At 57.8% G+C, this 14,602-nt stretch carries 12 protein-coding genes and 1 tRNA gene; 8 read left to right on the forward strand and 5 right to left on the reverse strand.

Annotated features, from left to right (window positions below; genetic code table 11):
- Positions 1–154, forward strand: a 154-nt coding sequence (locus B7L15_RS07010; protein WP_176243654.1) for a transposase, incomplete at its 5' end; no start/stop codon positions are given.
- A gap of 313 nt (positions 155–467) precedes the next feature.
- Here the strand turns inward: B7L15_RS07010 and B7L15_RS07015 are convergent.
- Positions 468–544, reverse strand: a tRNA-Met gene (locus tag B7L15_RS07015).
- A 273-nt stretch (positions 545–817) separates the two neighbouring features.
- Between B7L15_RS07015 and phbB the strand changes: the two genes are divergently transcribed.
- A complete protein-coding gene (gene phbB, locus B7L15_RS07020; RefSeq protein WP_085918288.1) occupies positions 818–1,564 on the forward strand; it encodes an acetoacetyl-CoA reductase in 747 nt (248 codons plus the stop codon).
- Between the two features lie 67 nt (positions 1,565–1,631).
- On the opposite strand, the gene B7L15_RS07025 is transcribed toward phbB, so the two are convergent.
- The gene (locus B7L15_RS07025; RefSeq protein ID WP_085918289.1) at positions 1,632–4,436 is read right to left on the reverse strand and encodes a DUF349 domain-containing protein; all 2,805 of its coding nucleotides are present in this window, start codon (positions 4,434–4,436) and stop codon (positions 1,632–1,634) included.
- A gap of 189 nt (positions 4,437–4,625) precedes the next feature.
- Between B7L15_RS07025 and minC the strand changes: the two genes are divergently transcribed.
- The 4 genes from minC to sbcB all read left to right on the forward strand — a co-directional run bounded on the left by minC (position 4,626) and on the right by sbcB (position 8,202).
- The gene (gene minC / locus B7L15_RS07030; RefSeq protein ID WP_085918290.1) at positions 4,626–5,399 is read left to right on the forward strand and encodes a septum site-determining protein MinC; all 774 of its coding nucleotides are present in this window, start codon (positions 4,626–4,628) and stop codon (positions 5,397–5,399) included.
- A gap of 134 nt (positions 5,400–5,533) precedes the next feature.
- Positions 5,534–6,352: a septum site-determining protein MinD gene (gene minD, locus B7L15_RS07035; protein ID WP_066319322.1), complete on the forward strand. Its 819-nt coding sequence runs from the start codon at positions 5,534–5,536 to the stop codon at positions 6,350–6,352.
- Positions 6,349–6,600, forward strand: coding sequence for a cell division topological specificity factor MinE (minE, locus tag B7L15_RS07040; protein ID WP_027337743.1), 252 nt, complete (start codon positions 6,349–6,351; stop codon positions 6,598–6,600). The genes minD and minE overlap by 4 nt, the downstream gene beginning before the upstream one ends.
- Before the next feature lie 108 nt (positions 6,601–6,708).
- Complete coding sequence (sbcB, locus tag B7L15_RS07045; protein ID WP_085918291.1) at positions 6,709–8,202, forward strand: exodeoxyribonuclease I; 1,494 nt, start codon at positions 6,709–6,711, stop codon at positions 8,200–8,202.
- Positions 8,203–8,233: 31 nt separating this feature from the next.
- On the opposite strand, the gene B7L15_RS07050 is transcribed toward sbcB, so the two are convergent.
- Positions 8,234–11,026 carry an insulinase family protein gene (locus tag B7L15_RS07050; protein WP_254902884.1) on the reverse strand — a complete coding sequence of 931 codons (2,793 nt, stop codon included), beginning with the start codon at positions 11,024–11,026 and terminating at the stop codon, positions 8,234–8,236.
- Between the two features lie 80 nt (positions 11,027–11,106).
- Positions 11,107–11,784 carry an SOS response-associated peptidase gene (locus B7L15_RS07055; RefSeq protein WP_085918292.1) on the reverse strand — a complete coding sequence of 226 codons (678 nt, stop codon included), beginning with the start codon at positions 11,782–11,784 and terminating at the stop codon, positions 11,107–11,109.
- Between the two features lie 178 nt (positions 11,785–11,962).
- Between B7L15_RS07055 and B7L15_RS07060 the strand changes: the two genes are divergently transcribed.
- Positions 11,963–12,577, forward strand: a complete 615-nt coding sequence (locus tag B7L15_RS07060; protein ID WP_085918293.1) for a TetR/AcrR family transcriptional regulator — start codon at positions 11,963–11,965, stop codon at positions 12,575–12,577.
- Positions 12,577–13,239, forward strand: coding sequence for a 1-acyl-sn-glycerol-3-phosphate acyltransferase (locus B7L15_RS07065; RefSeq protein ID WP_085918294.1), 663 nt, complete (start codon positions 12,577–12,579; stop codon positions 13,237–13,239). The genes B7L15_RS07060 and B7L15_RS07065 overlap by 1 nt, the downstream gene beginning before the upstream one ends.
- A gap of 17 nt (positions 13,240–13,256) precedes the next feature.
- Here the strand turns inward: B7L15_RS07065 and B7L15_RS07070 are convergent, their stop codons facing one another.
- Entirely contained in the window at positions 13,257–14,534 is a 1,278-nt protein-coding gene (locus tag B7L15_RS07070) for an HlyC/CorC family transporter (RefSeq protein WP_085918295.1), read from the reverse strand.
- Between the last annotated feature and the right edge of the window lie 68 nt (positions 14,535–14,602).

Consider the following 14,602-nt stretch of genomic DNA (forward strand, 5'->3'; position numbering starts at 1 on the left):
CGCGCGCATGAGTCCGAGCAACCTGAGGCTCAAGCTCATCAAAGTAGGCGCGGTCATCATCCGCAATACGCGTCGAATCCGAGTACTCATGAGTGACAGCTACCCCTATAAAACGGCGCTATCCGATCTCGTCAGGCGGTTGGTTCCTAACTGACTGCTCGGGCGCCCCCGGCCCGAAGCAATGGGGGAAAGGGGGAAGTGTGTCTGAACGCCGGAAAGTGGTTAAAAAGTAGCCGATGTAAGTCGAGCCAGTAGGTGTTTAGCGGTGTTACAGCCTGAGTGCGGTACTGGCTGAGGTACTATGAGAAATCCAGGCTAGTAGCCTGAAGGTCATTAATGAATTTGGCGCTAAGCGCGACCTAAAAATTTTGGGCACAGTGTGGGCACAATTTGGGCACAGAGGGATTTGGAGCGGCAGGCAACAAAAAAGGCAGACCAGTAAGTGACTGATCTGCCTCTAGAAATATTGGTAGCGGGGACCGGATTTGAACCGATGACCTTCGGGTTATGAGCCCGACGAGCTACCAGACTGCTCCACCCCGCATCAACGTGTGGCGTATTCTACGCTTTTTTTACGTTTCGTCAATAGGCGTTTTAAAACGTTTGCCCTATAGCCGTTGGTGGGCTTCGTGCTGCAACATGAGCCGAGTAGCGCTATGCTGAGGTTAGTGCAACAAGAACAATGCTGACTCTCGGTAAGTCGCGCATCCGTATTGCGATTTGCCGTTGGTACTTAAGCGCCAAGGCGCTTTTCACAATGGCTTGTGGTGTCAATTCTGCAACGCCCAAGCCATTCGTCATATCAGGGAGGTAGTCAATGGCCAATCAAGCCCCCGTCGCCTGGGTAACTGGTGGAACTGGTGGTATCGGCACGGCGATTTGTCGTTCGCTGGCGGATGCGGGTTATCTGGTCGTAGCGGGTTATCACAACCCCGAAAAGGCCAAAACCTGGCTGGCATCGCAGCAAGCCGATGGCTATAACAACATTGCGCTGTCCGGTGTCGACCTTGCCGACCATCAGGCCTGCCTACAAGGTGCCCAGCAAATTCAGGAGCAGCATGGTCCCATCAGTGTGTTGGTGAATTGTGCAGGGATCACCCGTGACGGCACCATGAAGAAAATGTCATACGAGCAATGGTATGAGGTGATCGATACCAACCTGAACAGTGTCTTCAATACCTGCCGCAGTGTGATTGAAATGATGCTTGAACACGGTTATGGGCGGATTATCAATATTTCATCCATCAACGGTCGCAAAGGGCAGTTCGGCCAAGCGAACTACGCGGCGGCAAAAGCGGGGATGCACGGGTTGACCATGTCGCTTGCCCAGGAGACCGCCACGAAGGGCATTACCGTGAACACTGTGTCGCCCGGCTACATTGCCACCGACATGATCATGAACATTCCAGAAAAGGTGCGCGAGGCGATCCGTGAGACGATCCCCGTCAAGCGCTATGGTACGCCAGAGGAAATTGGCCGGCTTGTGACCTTCATCGCCGATGAGGAGTCCGGGTTCATTACTGGGGCGAACTTCGACATCAATGGTGGTCAGTTCATGGGCTGATCTCGTCGTTCATTTTGCTCAATGATCAAAAAGCCAGCGAGTATCCCTCGCTGGCTTTTGTGATGGCTCAAGGCGTAGGTGTTTGAGCGAGCCGGGTAAGCAGTTCATCCAGCTCGTCGACTTCTTGATCCCACAGCGATCTGGGCATGGGCCCAAGGGCAATGAGGTCTGCAAGCACCTCGCTAACCTCCTGCGCGCGGCTACGCTCTTTTTGAAGCCCCTCGTTGAGGCGTTCCACCTGGATGGCCAGCCGCAGGGGTTCATCTTGCTGATGTACACGCCCCATGGCCAGCAGTGATAAGTGAACGCGAAGCCGGGCAAGCTGATCTTTCAGGTTGGCTTCGTGGGCGTTGGGGAGCCCCTCCATGCGTCGTTGATTGCGCTGATGGTGGGCCTGCTCAAAAGGCGCTTTCAAGCTCGTTTCGCCCAGCACCGCTTGTGCGTCCACCGTGTCTGCCTGTTCGTCGACAAGCCTGCGTTGGTCTGCGCGCAAGTGAGCTTCGATAAGCGGCGTCAGCTGCTGCCAGGCGGTGACTGTGCCCGCGACTTCAAGGCGGTTAAGACGCTCACGCCGGGCACGAATAATGCCGCTTAGACGCCGCTGCATGCCTTCGCTTCGGCGGCTACGTGGCAGGGGTTCCAAACGCGTTGCCTGTTCAATGAAGGCGTCCAGCTTGGCGTGGTCGCTGGCATCTTGAGGTTGCCAGCTGTCCATTTCGTCGACCAGTGCTTGCAGGCTGTCGAGCTGGCGTTGCTGCTGGGCAAGCTGCTCTTGTTTATGCGCGTCGCGTCTGGCGAACAACTGGTCGCATTCGTGGCGGAAGGCCTTCCAGAGCGTTTGTTCTTCCCCTTTAGGCGCCCGCCCCAATTGACGCCACTGCTGCTGTAGCTGCTTGGCGTCTTCAATGCGCTCGGCGAGCGGACGTTCGTCCTGGTGAAGCGCCTGAACACTGCTGATCAGGGCTTTCTTCTGGTCGGCAATATGCTCGGCACGGGTATCGATCAAGCTTTGTAGCTGATGGCGAGCGCGGCCAAACCGGCGACCAATAGCTTCTGCCTGTTCGCGCGGTACGGGAGAGTGGTGGCGCCACTGTTGGCGCGCTTTATCGCGAATTTCGCGCAGTACATCCGGGTCGGCGTCCTGTGCTGGCTGGGCCAGCAGGGTCTCGAGCTGCTCACAGAGTGCTTCGCGGGCACGCAAGTTAGCCTCCCGCTGTTGGGTTAGCCGCTCTCGCCAGGGGGCGAGGCGCTCGTGGATACGGTCCGAAGCAGCACGAAAGCGTGCGGACAACTCTCGATCAGCCGCTGCATCCCCAAGGGATTTCCATTCTTTGACGAGCTGGCGGTGGTGCCGGTCGAGTGCCGGTTCTGCCATGTGCTGATCGTCGGCAAGCACCTCAATGGAAGCGCACAGTTGTTCACGTTTGGGGCCTGCGACAAACCCTCGCCAGTCGCGTAGTTCGGCGAGTTGCGCGCCAAGCTGTTTCAGCCTCGCTTTGAGCGGTCGGGCATCGTCATCCTTGAGCGCCTCAATGCGCGGCTTCAGCCGTTGGTGAAGGCGGCTGGCGCTTTTGAAAGCACCACGTTCAAGCAACTGTTCGAAGGTGTCCAGGTCGTTGCTGTAAGCGCTGAGGGATTGGGCATCGGTCTGCGTATCGGCGGTTTCATGGGTGGTATCAAGCGCCTCCTGTGCTTGTCGAGCAAGCGTGGGCATGGTCAGAGTATCAGGCCAGCGGCATTGGTCGAGCAGTGATGAAATGGCGGAGTGGTCGGCGTCGGCCAGTGCTTGCTCAAGCTCAGCGCTAACGCGTTGCCAGCGCTGCCAGGCTTCGATACAGGCCTCGTACTCTTTCAGGGCCTGGGTGTAGCGTTGGCGTATCGAGTCGCTGGGCGGGTGCACATCGGACAGTTGCTGCCAGCGCTGGCCAAGCAACTGACGCTGGGCGCGAAGGCTGTCGATATCCTGAGACGTCAATCCACTGCCAAGCCGCAGGCCTTCCAGAGTTTCTTCCAGGCCTTCCAGTAACTGTTCTCGGGTCTGGTCGGTGGCTTCGCGTTGCTGGTTGTTCTGCTGACGCGCCTGTTCGTGAGTTTCATGATCGTGCAGCGTTTTGCGGCAAGCGAGAACGGCTTGATGGTAACGTGCCTCCTGGTCGGGGTCAGGCGATTGGCTGAGTTGATCCCATTCACGCTGCAGATGACGCAGCCGGCCGCCGTAGAGGGGTTCCCAGGTGGATTGGGCGTGACGTTCCAATTGCTGCAGAAGCGTCTCGCGCTTTTGCTGTTGGGCTTCTTTCCACTCGGCGTCGGCACGCCGTTCTTGTAGCCGATCTTTGGCCATGCGTACGACCTGGCGGTCCCGGCGAGCTTGCTTCAACAGCTGCTTCAGGCCCTCTTGACTGACGATGCGATCCGCTGCCTGGTGACGAACGGCGGCGACGCCGTTATGGCAGGCGTGTTCGATCAAGTCGCGTTCATCGGTCAAACGGGCGAGCGCAGTAAGCCGTAAATTGAGGTTGTCACCCTTATGCACAAGAGCGTTGAGTATCTTGGTATCGTCGATACGCTCGGCAAGTGCCTCACGCTGGCCAAGCCCCGTTTGCCCTTGCTGGCCGCTGAGCCGCTGGCATAGCGCCTCTTGCCAAGCCATGTCGTTCTGGTGGGCCGGGTAAGCCGCCATGAGCCCTTCAAGGTCATCAAGAGCAAGTAATGCGGCAAGCTGTATGTCGCTATCCGGATCCTGCGCAAGCGAAGCGAGCGCCTGGCGCTGTTCGCGATGGTCAGGATCAAGGCGGTGGAGAGCCTGGCGGCGTACCTCGGCATTGGGGTGTTGCCAGCGAGGTGCGAACAGGCGTCTTAACAGTCCGTGCATGGATCATCCTGCTGTGAGGCGCTTTGCGTGAAAAAAATCAGACGTCGACCCTAAGAAGGTTGCAGTTGTCGGCGCTGTCGCTTAGCGTTGACTTATAATGTGGGTTCGATGAGGGTTAATTCTCACCGCCCAAAAGCGCTCAAATGCGCTACCTTAATATCTTACCTGAACATGACATGGAGTTCGGCCATGAGCCTCAATGTGGATAGTGCCGACGTGGCCTTTACCTTTAAAGGCGGCATGCTGCCGATGACCGTCATGGAGCTAAGCAGCGCTGACCCAGAGCATATCCGACGTCAACTGGCAGGCAAACTGTCTCAATCACCTGCGTTCTTTCAGCATACACCGGTTGTGCTTAGCGTGGAAAAGCTTGATGAGCCCCATCTTTCGCTGGAGCGCATTTGCGCTGTCTGCAGGGACCACAAGCTGCTCCCGGTAGCAGTGAGGGGGGGCACTGAGCCGGTGCGTCAATCGGCGTGGGCGCTCGGCCTTGGCTGGTTCGCGCCGGTCGACGAAAGCCGTGCGCAAATGCTCAAGAGTGTCGGCAGTGATAGCGAAAGTGCAGCCCCCGTTGCCGTGGCGGATGCAAACACCGAAAAAGAGGCAGCCGATGCGCAAGAAAGCAACGGTACGGAAACCACTCGTCTCTACCGCGGTACAGTGCGTTCCGGGCAGCAGGTGAGCGCTTCGGGAGGTGATCTGGTCGTCATCGGTGCGGTCAATGCGGGAGCGGAAGTTCTGGCCGCCGGCAGTATTCATGTTTATGGCGCATTGCGCGGACGGGCATTAGCAGGTATTCATGGCAATACCCAGGCGGGTATCTATTGTCGCGAGCTGGCCGCTGAATTACTGTCAGTGGCGGGTAATTACAAGCGTCTGGAAGATATCGATTCTCAACTATTGGGTGCCCCTGCTGAGGTGCACTTTACGCAACAACAATTGGAAATTAAGCCGCTTAATTAGCGCCCAGCGCGTAAATCGTTGAGAATGCCAGCCACGCGGAGTCACCGCGTGGTTTAGATGACATAGACGTTCCCGTTGTACGTAGTGCGCTAACGGCGCACTTGCGATGAACGACTTCAAGAAGGAAGTAACTCTTGGCCAAAATTATTGTAGTGACCTCGGGTAAAGGGGGGGTCGGTAAAACCACCAGTGCCGCCGCTATTTCGACAGGCTTAGCGCTACGCGGAAAGAAAACGGTGGTGATCGATTTCGATGTGGGCTTGCGCAACCTTGACCTGATCATGGGCTGCGAGCGCCGCGTGGTGTACGACCTGGTAAACGTGATTCAAGGTGAGGCGGGGCTCAATCAAGCACTGATCCGCGACAAGCGGGTTGAGAACCTGTTTATTCTGCCGGCCTCACAAACCCGCGACAAGGACGCCTTGACACAGGAAGGCGTTGCCGAAGTGCTCGACAAGTTGAAAGAGGACTTCGACTTCATCATGTGTGATTCGCCTGCCGGTATCGAACGTGGCGCTCAGTTGGCCATGTACTTTGCCGATGAGGCGATCGTGGTGACGAACCCGGAAGTATCCTCTGTGCGCGATTCCGATCGGATTCTTGGCCTGCTGGCATCCAAGACACGTCGTGCCGAGGAGAGTAGCGACCCGATTAAAGAGCACCTGCTGGTCACGCGCTACAACCCTGAGCGCGTCACGTCGGGCGACATGCTGACGCTGGACGATATCCGTGAAATTTTGGCGATTAATCTGCTTGGCCTGATTCCCGAGTCCGAAGCAGTGCTGCGGGCCTCTAACCAGGGCGTGCCGGTTACCCACGATATTTCAAGCGACGCGGGCCAAGCTTATAGCGATACCGTCTCGCGTCTGCTCGGTGAAGACATGCCTCTGCGCTTTCACGAAATGCAGCGCAAAGGCTTGCTCAGCCGCATGTTTGGTGGAGGTCGGCGATGAAACTGCTGGAGTTCTTGAAGCGTGAGCGCAAGAAGTCTGCCTCGGTGGCCAAAGAACGCCTGCAAATTATCGTGGCGCATCAACGAAGCCAACGGGGGCAACCCGATTACATGCCGATGCTGGAACGCGAGTTGCTGGAGGTCATTCGCCGCTACGTTCACGTGGACGACGATGCGATCCAGATCTCACTGGATAGCGAGGATAACTGCTCGGTATTGGAGTTGAACGTGACGCTCCCTAAAAGTTGACCCGCGCTTTTTTGAAACCAGGGTTGCTGAGGTTTTCTGAATACGCGGCGAAACCTGATGTGGATATGCTAGGCTTGGGCTTTTCATTGCCCAGCGGAGTGCTTGTCCATGGCGTCACCCAATGCTGCCCCCGCCAGCTTTTTATGGCATGACTATGAAACCTTTGGGGCTGATCCGCGTCGTGATCGGCCCGCTCAGTTCGCCGCTCTGCGCACCGATGCGGAGTTAAACGAAATCGGCGAACCGATCGAGCTGTTCTGTCGCCCCGCTGACGATTATCTGCCCCATCCCGCTGCCTGCTTGATTACCGGTATTACCCCCCAAAAGGCACAACGCCACGGTCTCCCCGAAGCCGAATTCGCCGCTGAAGTGCAGCGCCATATGAGTGAGCCGGGCACCTGCGTGGTCGGGTATAACAGCCTGCGCTTCGATGACGAAGTGTCGCGCCACCTGTTCTACCGTAATCTTCTCGATCCTTACGCCCGTGAGTGGCAAAACGGCAATTCGCGCTGGGATCTTATCGATGTGGTCAGAGCCTTTTACGCCTTGAGGCCCGAGGGCATCGAATGGCCACTGCGCGACGATGGTGCGCCGAGCTTCAAGCTGGAAGACCTGACGGCGGCCAATGGTATCGCCCATGAAGGGGCCCACGATGCGGTGGCCGACGTGCGTGCGACGATTGCGCTGGCGCGCTTGCTGAAGTCGCGCAATGCCAAGCTGTTTGACTATTTGCTCGGCCTGCGCGGCAAGCGGCAGGTGGCCAACCAGATCGACCTGCCCAGCGCCAAACCGATTTTGCATATTTCGCGTCGCTACCCGGCAAGTCGGGCGTGTAGTGCGCTTGTGATGCCGCTGGCCGAGCATCCGAGCAACCCCAACGGGGTCATCGTCTATGACCTGAGCGTTGACCCCAGCGAGTTCCTGACCATGTCGGCATCGCAAATTCGTGAGCGGGTCTTTGTCAGTCAGCAGGATCTGGCGGAGGGCGAAACCCGCATTCCGCTCAAGGTCATTCACATCAATCGCTGCCCTGTGGTCTTTCCCACCACTGTGTTGAAAGACGTGGAGGGCCCGCAGAAAGGCGAGTATGGCGATATCGTGGCCCGGTTGGGGCTGGATATGAACGCCTGTCGCCGTCATTGGAAAATGCTCCGCGAGGCGTCTGGGGTGTCCCAGAAAGTTGCTGAGGTCTTCAGCGCAGGCTACGACGATGCGCCGCAGGATCCCGACCTGATGCTCTACGCCGGTGCCTTTTTCTCGGCCGCCGACCGCAAGCAGATGGAGCGAGTCAGGGCCATGGACCCTTGGGATCTGGTGGGCGAGCGGTTTGCCTTTCAGGACCCGCGACTCGAAGAAATGCTGTTCCGCTTTCGTGCGCGAAGCTACCCGGAAACACTCGAGGGAGACGAACTTGAGCAGTGGGAGGCGTTTCGCTGGACACGTCTGAACGATGCCACGCTGTCAGGTTTCACCTTGAAAGCTTTCGCCCGGGAGATCGAAAACTACAACCAGCAGACGCTGACTGACCACCAGCGCCAGATTCTTGAGGAGCTCGTGCTCTATGTTGAAGCCATGTTACCGGCGCAGGCGTTTGACGCCTGAGCCGGTATGGCTAAGACCACTGGTCTGTCAGTTACTTGCTCGCCTGTTCTGGTAGCGGCGTGAGCTGCTGGCGGATCTCCGCTACATTGCTGGGTTCGTCGCCTGGGTTGAAGCGCACGTCCAGTTGGCGTTCACGCAGCGCTGGCCACAGAGCTTGCAGGTCGTCTAGCGTCACTTCCATGGCCAGCTCGGCGAGCTGCTCACGACGGTCGAAACGCACCTCCTCCCGCGCGGTTGCCTGCCAGTAGCGGTTGGTCATCTGCGCCAGACGCGTGTCGCGTTGGCTCAAGCGGCTGTTCACTGCTTGGCGGTAAGCATCCAGTTCATCGTCGTCCAGCTGCTCAAGTCGCTCGCCGGCCTCCTCCAGAAACGCATCCATGCGCCTGGCGATTGTGTCGCTATCGGCGTCGGGTGACTGCACAACCATGGCAATACCGGGGGCGTCCAGCAGCGGTGAGTAACCCGCATTGACGATGTAACCAAGCTGCTCCTCAGTGCGTAGTTGCTGGTAGAAAGGCGTTTCCAGCCACTGAGCGAGAACCTGGGTCGCGGCTTGCTCGCGCAGTGTTTGGTCACGCCCTTGCAGATAGCGCAGTACGATGGATTCTTCACGCTGGCTATTGGGGTGCAGGACCTTATCGTCGCCGTTGACGGCGAGCGGCGTGAGATTGCGTATATCGTCGCGCGTCAGCCGGGGAGTGAGCTTGCCGCGCATCAGGTTTGCCTGTTCTCTGGCACGTTCAGGTCCCAGGTTGCCGACCGCCATGGCATCCACGTAGAGGTCGTCAAGGAAACGTTGGCGGAAGTCGATCAGGTGTCCATGCGCCAGACGCTGGCTGGCCTCAAGCAGCGCTTGGGTCGACCATTGGGGGGTTAGCAGGGCTTCGCCCAGGGTGCCGCTGGCTTGGGCGTACAGGGAGGCTTGGGGGGCGTTGCGCCATTCACGCTGTAAACGGTTGAGCACCCGCTCGAAGTCACGCTGACGGATGTCGGCGTTGCTGAGTTGGTCGAGTGCTTGCTCGATCAGTGGGGTCTGACCGTCCCGCCAGCCGGAAAACGACAGCGTCATACCCCGTGAATGGGCATAGGCGCTGAACGACCGGCCTGCCAACCAGGCAGGATAAAGCGCTTCGTTGAGGCTGTCGTTCAGCCAGTTGGCCAGCAGCCGGGTGAGCACTGCTTCCTCGGCGGAATAGCTGGTACTGGGGTGTTGCAAGCTTAGCCGCCACTCCACCTTGGGGGTGTTGAACTGGGCGTCCTGCATATGCCAGGCAGTAAACGAGGGCGTGTCGATCAGCGTGGTGGGGCGTTCGTCCTGGCCTTCCAGTAGGCTAAGGTCGCTGGCGATAAAAGGGTTGGGTGCCGGTAATGTCAGCCCGCTCAAGGCTTGGCCACTTTCACTGGGCGTCTGTTCCCGCCAGGCGGTATCGAACCAGGGCGTCACCTTGTCGCTCTCGATGTCGGGAGCTGAGTATATACGCAGCATGTTGTCCTGGGTCAGCGCATCCAGGTAGCGCCGATGTTGCTCGGCATCGAACTCATCCATCCGGTACGCGGCATACTGGACGTCCTCCACCGGGTAGCGAGACAGATTCATCGAGAGCCGTATCGCTTCCTGCTGGGGTTCGCCCTGCTGTTGAAAGCGGAAGGCCTGTTCGTTGAGGTCGGCTTGCTCGGTGTAGCGCCACTCTTCAAGACCGCCCTGGCGAATACGCTCGATAGCGGCAAACAATGTGGCTTCAATATCGTCCAGGCGCTGCGCGCCGTCCTCGGTAAGGCTGATGGAGACAGTGAAAAGCGCATGCTGACCATCGGCGCGACTGGTCCCTGCCGACAACGCGTCGGCAAGTCCGCTGTCCTTGAGGACAGCGAACAGGCTTCCATCGCTTTCATCGCCCAACAGGTGGGAAATCAGTTGAGTGGGTTTCTGGCGATAAGCATCGGTGGGGTCGGCAATGGGAAAGTAAAAACGTAGTTGATGGCGATCTTCAATTGAATGACGTGCTACATAACGGGGTAACGTGTCGCGATCCACGAGGGGGGTGTCGATGCTGGGGGCTTCCCGATCGTTGTCGGGAATCTCGGCAAAGCGCTCGACCACCCAGTCTTCCAGGGTATCCAGCGACTGAGGTGCCACGACGGCCAGGTTCATCACATTGGCGTCGTAGTGGCGCTGATAAAACGCCATCACCCGTTCGCGAAGGGTGGCTTCACCTTCCGGGGGATTGGCCAGCGTCTCGCGGTTACCCACGGCAAACTGGGTGGTTGGGTTCTCCGGGTTCAGCAACTGGTTGAGTACCGCGTTTTCGCGCCTTCCTTCATCCCGACGGCGTGAAACGTACTCTGAATGCACCACATTACGTTCACTTTCAAGCTTGTCGGCATTAAACAGCGGTGAAACAAAAAAAGCGCTGAATCTGTCCAGTGCGCCCTCGAAGGCTGAAGGCTCAATGCTGAAAAAGTAATTGGTATCCTGAGAGGCGGTAAAGGCGTTGTGCGAGCCTGCGTTGCGCGATAGGTAGCGCTGATAGGCGTCAGCCTCTGGGTAAGCTTCGGTGCCCAAAAACAGCATGTGCTCGAGGAAGTGGGCGAGTCCCTGTAAGTCATCAGGGTCCTGGGCGCTGCCGACCCGTACGTTCATCGACGCCGCCGCTTTATCTGCCTCGTCATCGCTGACGAGTAGCACATTCAATCCGTTTTCCAGTTCGAGCACGCGGTAGTCGCGCTCGTCATACGGGCTGACGTGAGGTGTGATGACGTCCTTGATGTCCTCGTCGTCGGCAGCCAGTGCCGTGGGCGCAAACCAAAGGCTGCCCATGGCCATGCCCAGCAGAACGCCTCCAGGCAACGCCATATTCCAACGTGCAAAGCGTTTTAAACCAATCAGTTGACGCATGTAAGCTCCTATGACGTGGTCCAGCGTATCATCGGCCCGATGGGGTGAGCGCAGGCCGGCGACTGGTAGGTAGGAAAGTTAATCTGTTTTGATACCGGAAAAGCGCCCAACAGTTCCAGTGGTGCGGGCGTCAATAAACGGTCAAGGCGAGTGTGGGCCGTGTCGGGGTTTAACCATTCGTCCGCGTCCCGCGGGTCGATCACCGCAGGCAGCCGGTCCGTCAGGTGCGACAAACAAGCGTTTGCGGGGACGGTTACCAGAGCGGTGGAGTCGTTGTAGGTAGTGAGTGTGGTGTGGTAACGACACCACAGTCCAGCTAATAATAGCGGTCCACGATTGACCTGCGTGACCAGGTAGGGTTGCTTGGCACGGGGTAGTCGTTTCCAGATGTAAAAGCCGCTAACCGGTACCAGGCAGCGGCGCGAGCGATAGGCCTCCTGAAACATTCCCCGTTGGTTCAGGGTTTCCGCTCGAGCGCAGTGGGGCGCATTATCCAGGACTTTTAACCACGGCGGTGTCAGCCCCCAGAATAACGACTGTAAACAGAGTTGGCCCTCAACCTTGCGGATAGCCGATACCGGCTGTCGCGGTGCCACATTGGGTGATTCAATCAAGGGTTCAGCCATCTTCAGGCTTGGGAGTAGGCGGGCAAGAGGCAGTTGCTGCACGTGTAAGCGCCCGGCCATGCAGGTCTCCTTTTACGCTAACGCGTTGTCAGTACCCGTTTAGAGGGTATTAAGCATGAAATGTCGAGGTTTGGAGTCGAAAACAGTGTTCGATGTGGGGTATCCTATAGCATCCCTTGTTCACGCTAAAGCGCGATAAGGCATTCTTCCTGTTTGCCGTTCACCTTAAGAGATCGCCATGGCTCGCCCCAGACAGCACGCGCCCGATGCACTACACGCGCAGGTTATGCACGCTTGCGATGAATGGTTGGCTCAACAGTCCATTCATGGTTTATCGCTGCGTGCCCTGGCCAGAGAGGTCGGCTGCGCCCCCAGTACATTGCTCAAGCTGTATGGCAGCTTTAATGTTCTGTTGCAGTACGTCAACGTCGAAACCCTGGCGCGTTTGCAGTCCACTATTACCAGCCTTTCGTCGGATGAGCCCGAACCCTGGCTGCGTGCGCTGGCCAATGCCTATTGGCGATTTGCCGAAAAGGATTGTTACCGATGGCAACTGTTGTTTGACCATCCGTTGGCGCAGGAAGGGGAGTTGGACCAGCGTCAGAGCCAGTTGATCGAGGCGTTGTTTACCCAGGTTGAAACATCGCTCAAACAGTATCAGCCCCTGCTGGATGATGCCGAGGCGCGACGCCTGGGACGCACCTTATGGGGCAGTGTGCACGGGCTGGTTCAACTGGGGTTGAATGAACGCCTCGGTTATTGGCAGGGGCATCAGCTCAAGGTGGATGAACTGCTTGATCAGCTGTTGAGTACCGTTCTTGCCGGGCTGCGCAACCGAGAGCAATCCGAGTAATGGGATTGGTTAAGCCAGTGCGCCACTTGCTGCGCGGCGGTATCTTTCTGGCCATGCGGCTTTGCTATCGCCTGCGTGTTCGGGGGCGTTGTCATATTCCCAAACAAGGGCCAGCGCTGGTGGTGTGTAACCACGTCAGCTTTATGGATGCATTGGTGCTGGGCGGCGGGAGTCCCCGTCCGTTGCGTTTTGTCATGGATCAGCCGATCTTTGACTCTCCCTGGCTCAGATGGTGGTTTCAACTGGTCGGTGCCATTCCCATCGAGTCTGAGCGTCGCAGTCCAGGCGCGTTGCGTCGTGCCCTGGAGGAAGTCAGTCAGGCATTGCGCCAGGGCGAAGTGGTGATGGTGTTTCCCGAAGGGCGACTAACGCCCGACGGCGACATTCATCCCTTCCGCCGCGGGCTCGAGGCGATTGTAATGCGAGATTGCGTACCGGTGGTGCCCGCAGCGCTGGCAGGGCTCTGGGGGTCGTGGACATCTCACTACGACGGTAAGGCGTTAAAGAAATGGCCCAGGCGTTTCCGGGCGCCGGTAAGTCTTCACTTTGGAGACCCTGTTGACCCGAGCAATACAGGGGAGTTGGCGCTACGCCGCTACCTTGAGCAGCAGGTGAGGCAGCTTAAAGTCGAGGCGGACCAGGATATCGTGCCACGCCAGTGACATGGTGCCAGTCAGTTCTATTGACCGAGCCCGCTTCGCGTCGCCTTCCAGCAGCGAGCTGAGGTGATCAGGTTGTCTCGAATCGCCAGAATTTCCATCCGTGTTGCCCCGACCTGCAGGCAGGCAGGTCCTTCAGGAAATCCTTCCAAGTGCTCGAGAATTAACCCGTTGAGGGTTTTGGGCCCGTCGGTGGGTAACTGCCAGCCAAGCATCTTGTTGATGTCTCGTATGGTCGCGGTGCCTTCAATGACATGGCTGCCGTCATCCTGTTGATGTATCTCATCGTCTTCCGAGACGTCGGTGGTGAATTCACCGACAATCTCTTCAAGGATGTCCTCAAGGGTGACAAGTCCTTCAACATCGCCGTACTCATCGACCACGATGCCGATACGGCGCTTCTGTTTCTGGAAGTTGAGCAACTGGGTGTGGAGCGGCGTGGATTCCGGAATGAAGTAGGGCTCGCGGGCTTCCTGCACAATCGCTGCCTTGGTGACTTCGCTGCGCGATAAAAAGCGTGCCGCATTGCGTAAGTGCAGCATGCCGATAATGTTATTGATATCGCCTTTGTAAACCGGCAGCCGCGTGTGCTGGCTGGTGCGGATCTGCGCCAGGATGTCGTCGAGCGAGTCGTCCAGATCAATGCCCAGCACTTCATGACGGGGCACCATGATGTCATTGACGGTGACGTTTTCCAGATCGAGAATCGATAGCAGCATGGCGCGGTGTCGATAGGGAATCAGCGTGCCGGCTTCGTGAACCACGGTGCGCAATTCATCCCGCGTGAGGTTGTCGCCACCGTTTTCGACGCTCTTGACGCCGATCAGGCGCAGCAGTCCGTTGGAAACGGCGTTAACCAGCCATACCAGTGGGTAGAGAAGTTTGAGTAGCGGTTCAAGCGCGTACGAGCTTGGATAGGCAATGCGCTCGGGCTTGATGGCCGCATAGGTCTTGGGCGTCACCTCGGAAAAAATCAGAATGGTGATGGTCAGCAGGGCAGTAGAAATGGCGGGGCCTGACACATCGCCGAAAAAGTGGATGGCAATAATCGTGGCAATGGAGGCGGCAAGGTTATTGACGAAGTTATTGCCGATCAGGATAACGCCAATCAGCCGGTCGGGGCGCGCCAGCAGACGCATGACGCGCTTGGCACGACGGTCGCCGCTATTGGCGTTGTGGCTGAGCCGATAGCGGTTGATCGACATCATGCCGGTTTCAGAGCTTGAGAAAAAAGCGGAGAGGGCAATGAGAAGGGCCAGCAAGCCAAAGAGTAATCCCAGCGGGAAGTCATCACTCAAGTCAGAATTTCCTTTATGCCGTGTTCAGCTCGATTTGTAAGAGGTTGCAACAGAGGTGTCAATACACA

Origin of the sequence: Halomonas sp. CSM-2, assembly GCF_002119345.1 — a bacterium.
In the GTDB taxonomy this organism is placed as follows: Bacteria; Pseudomonadota; Gammaproteobacteria; order Pseudomonadales; family Halomonadaceae; genus Vreelandella; species Vreelandella janggokensis.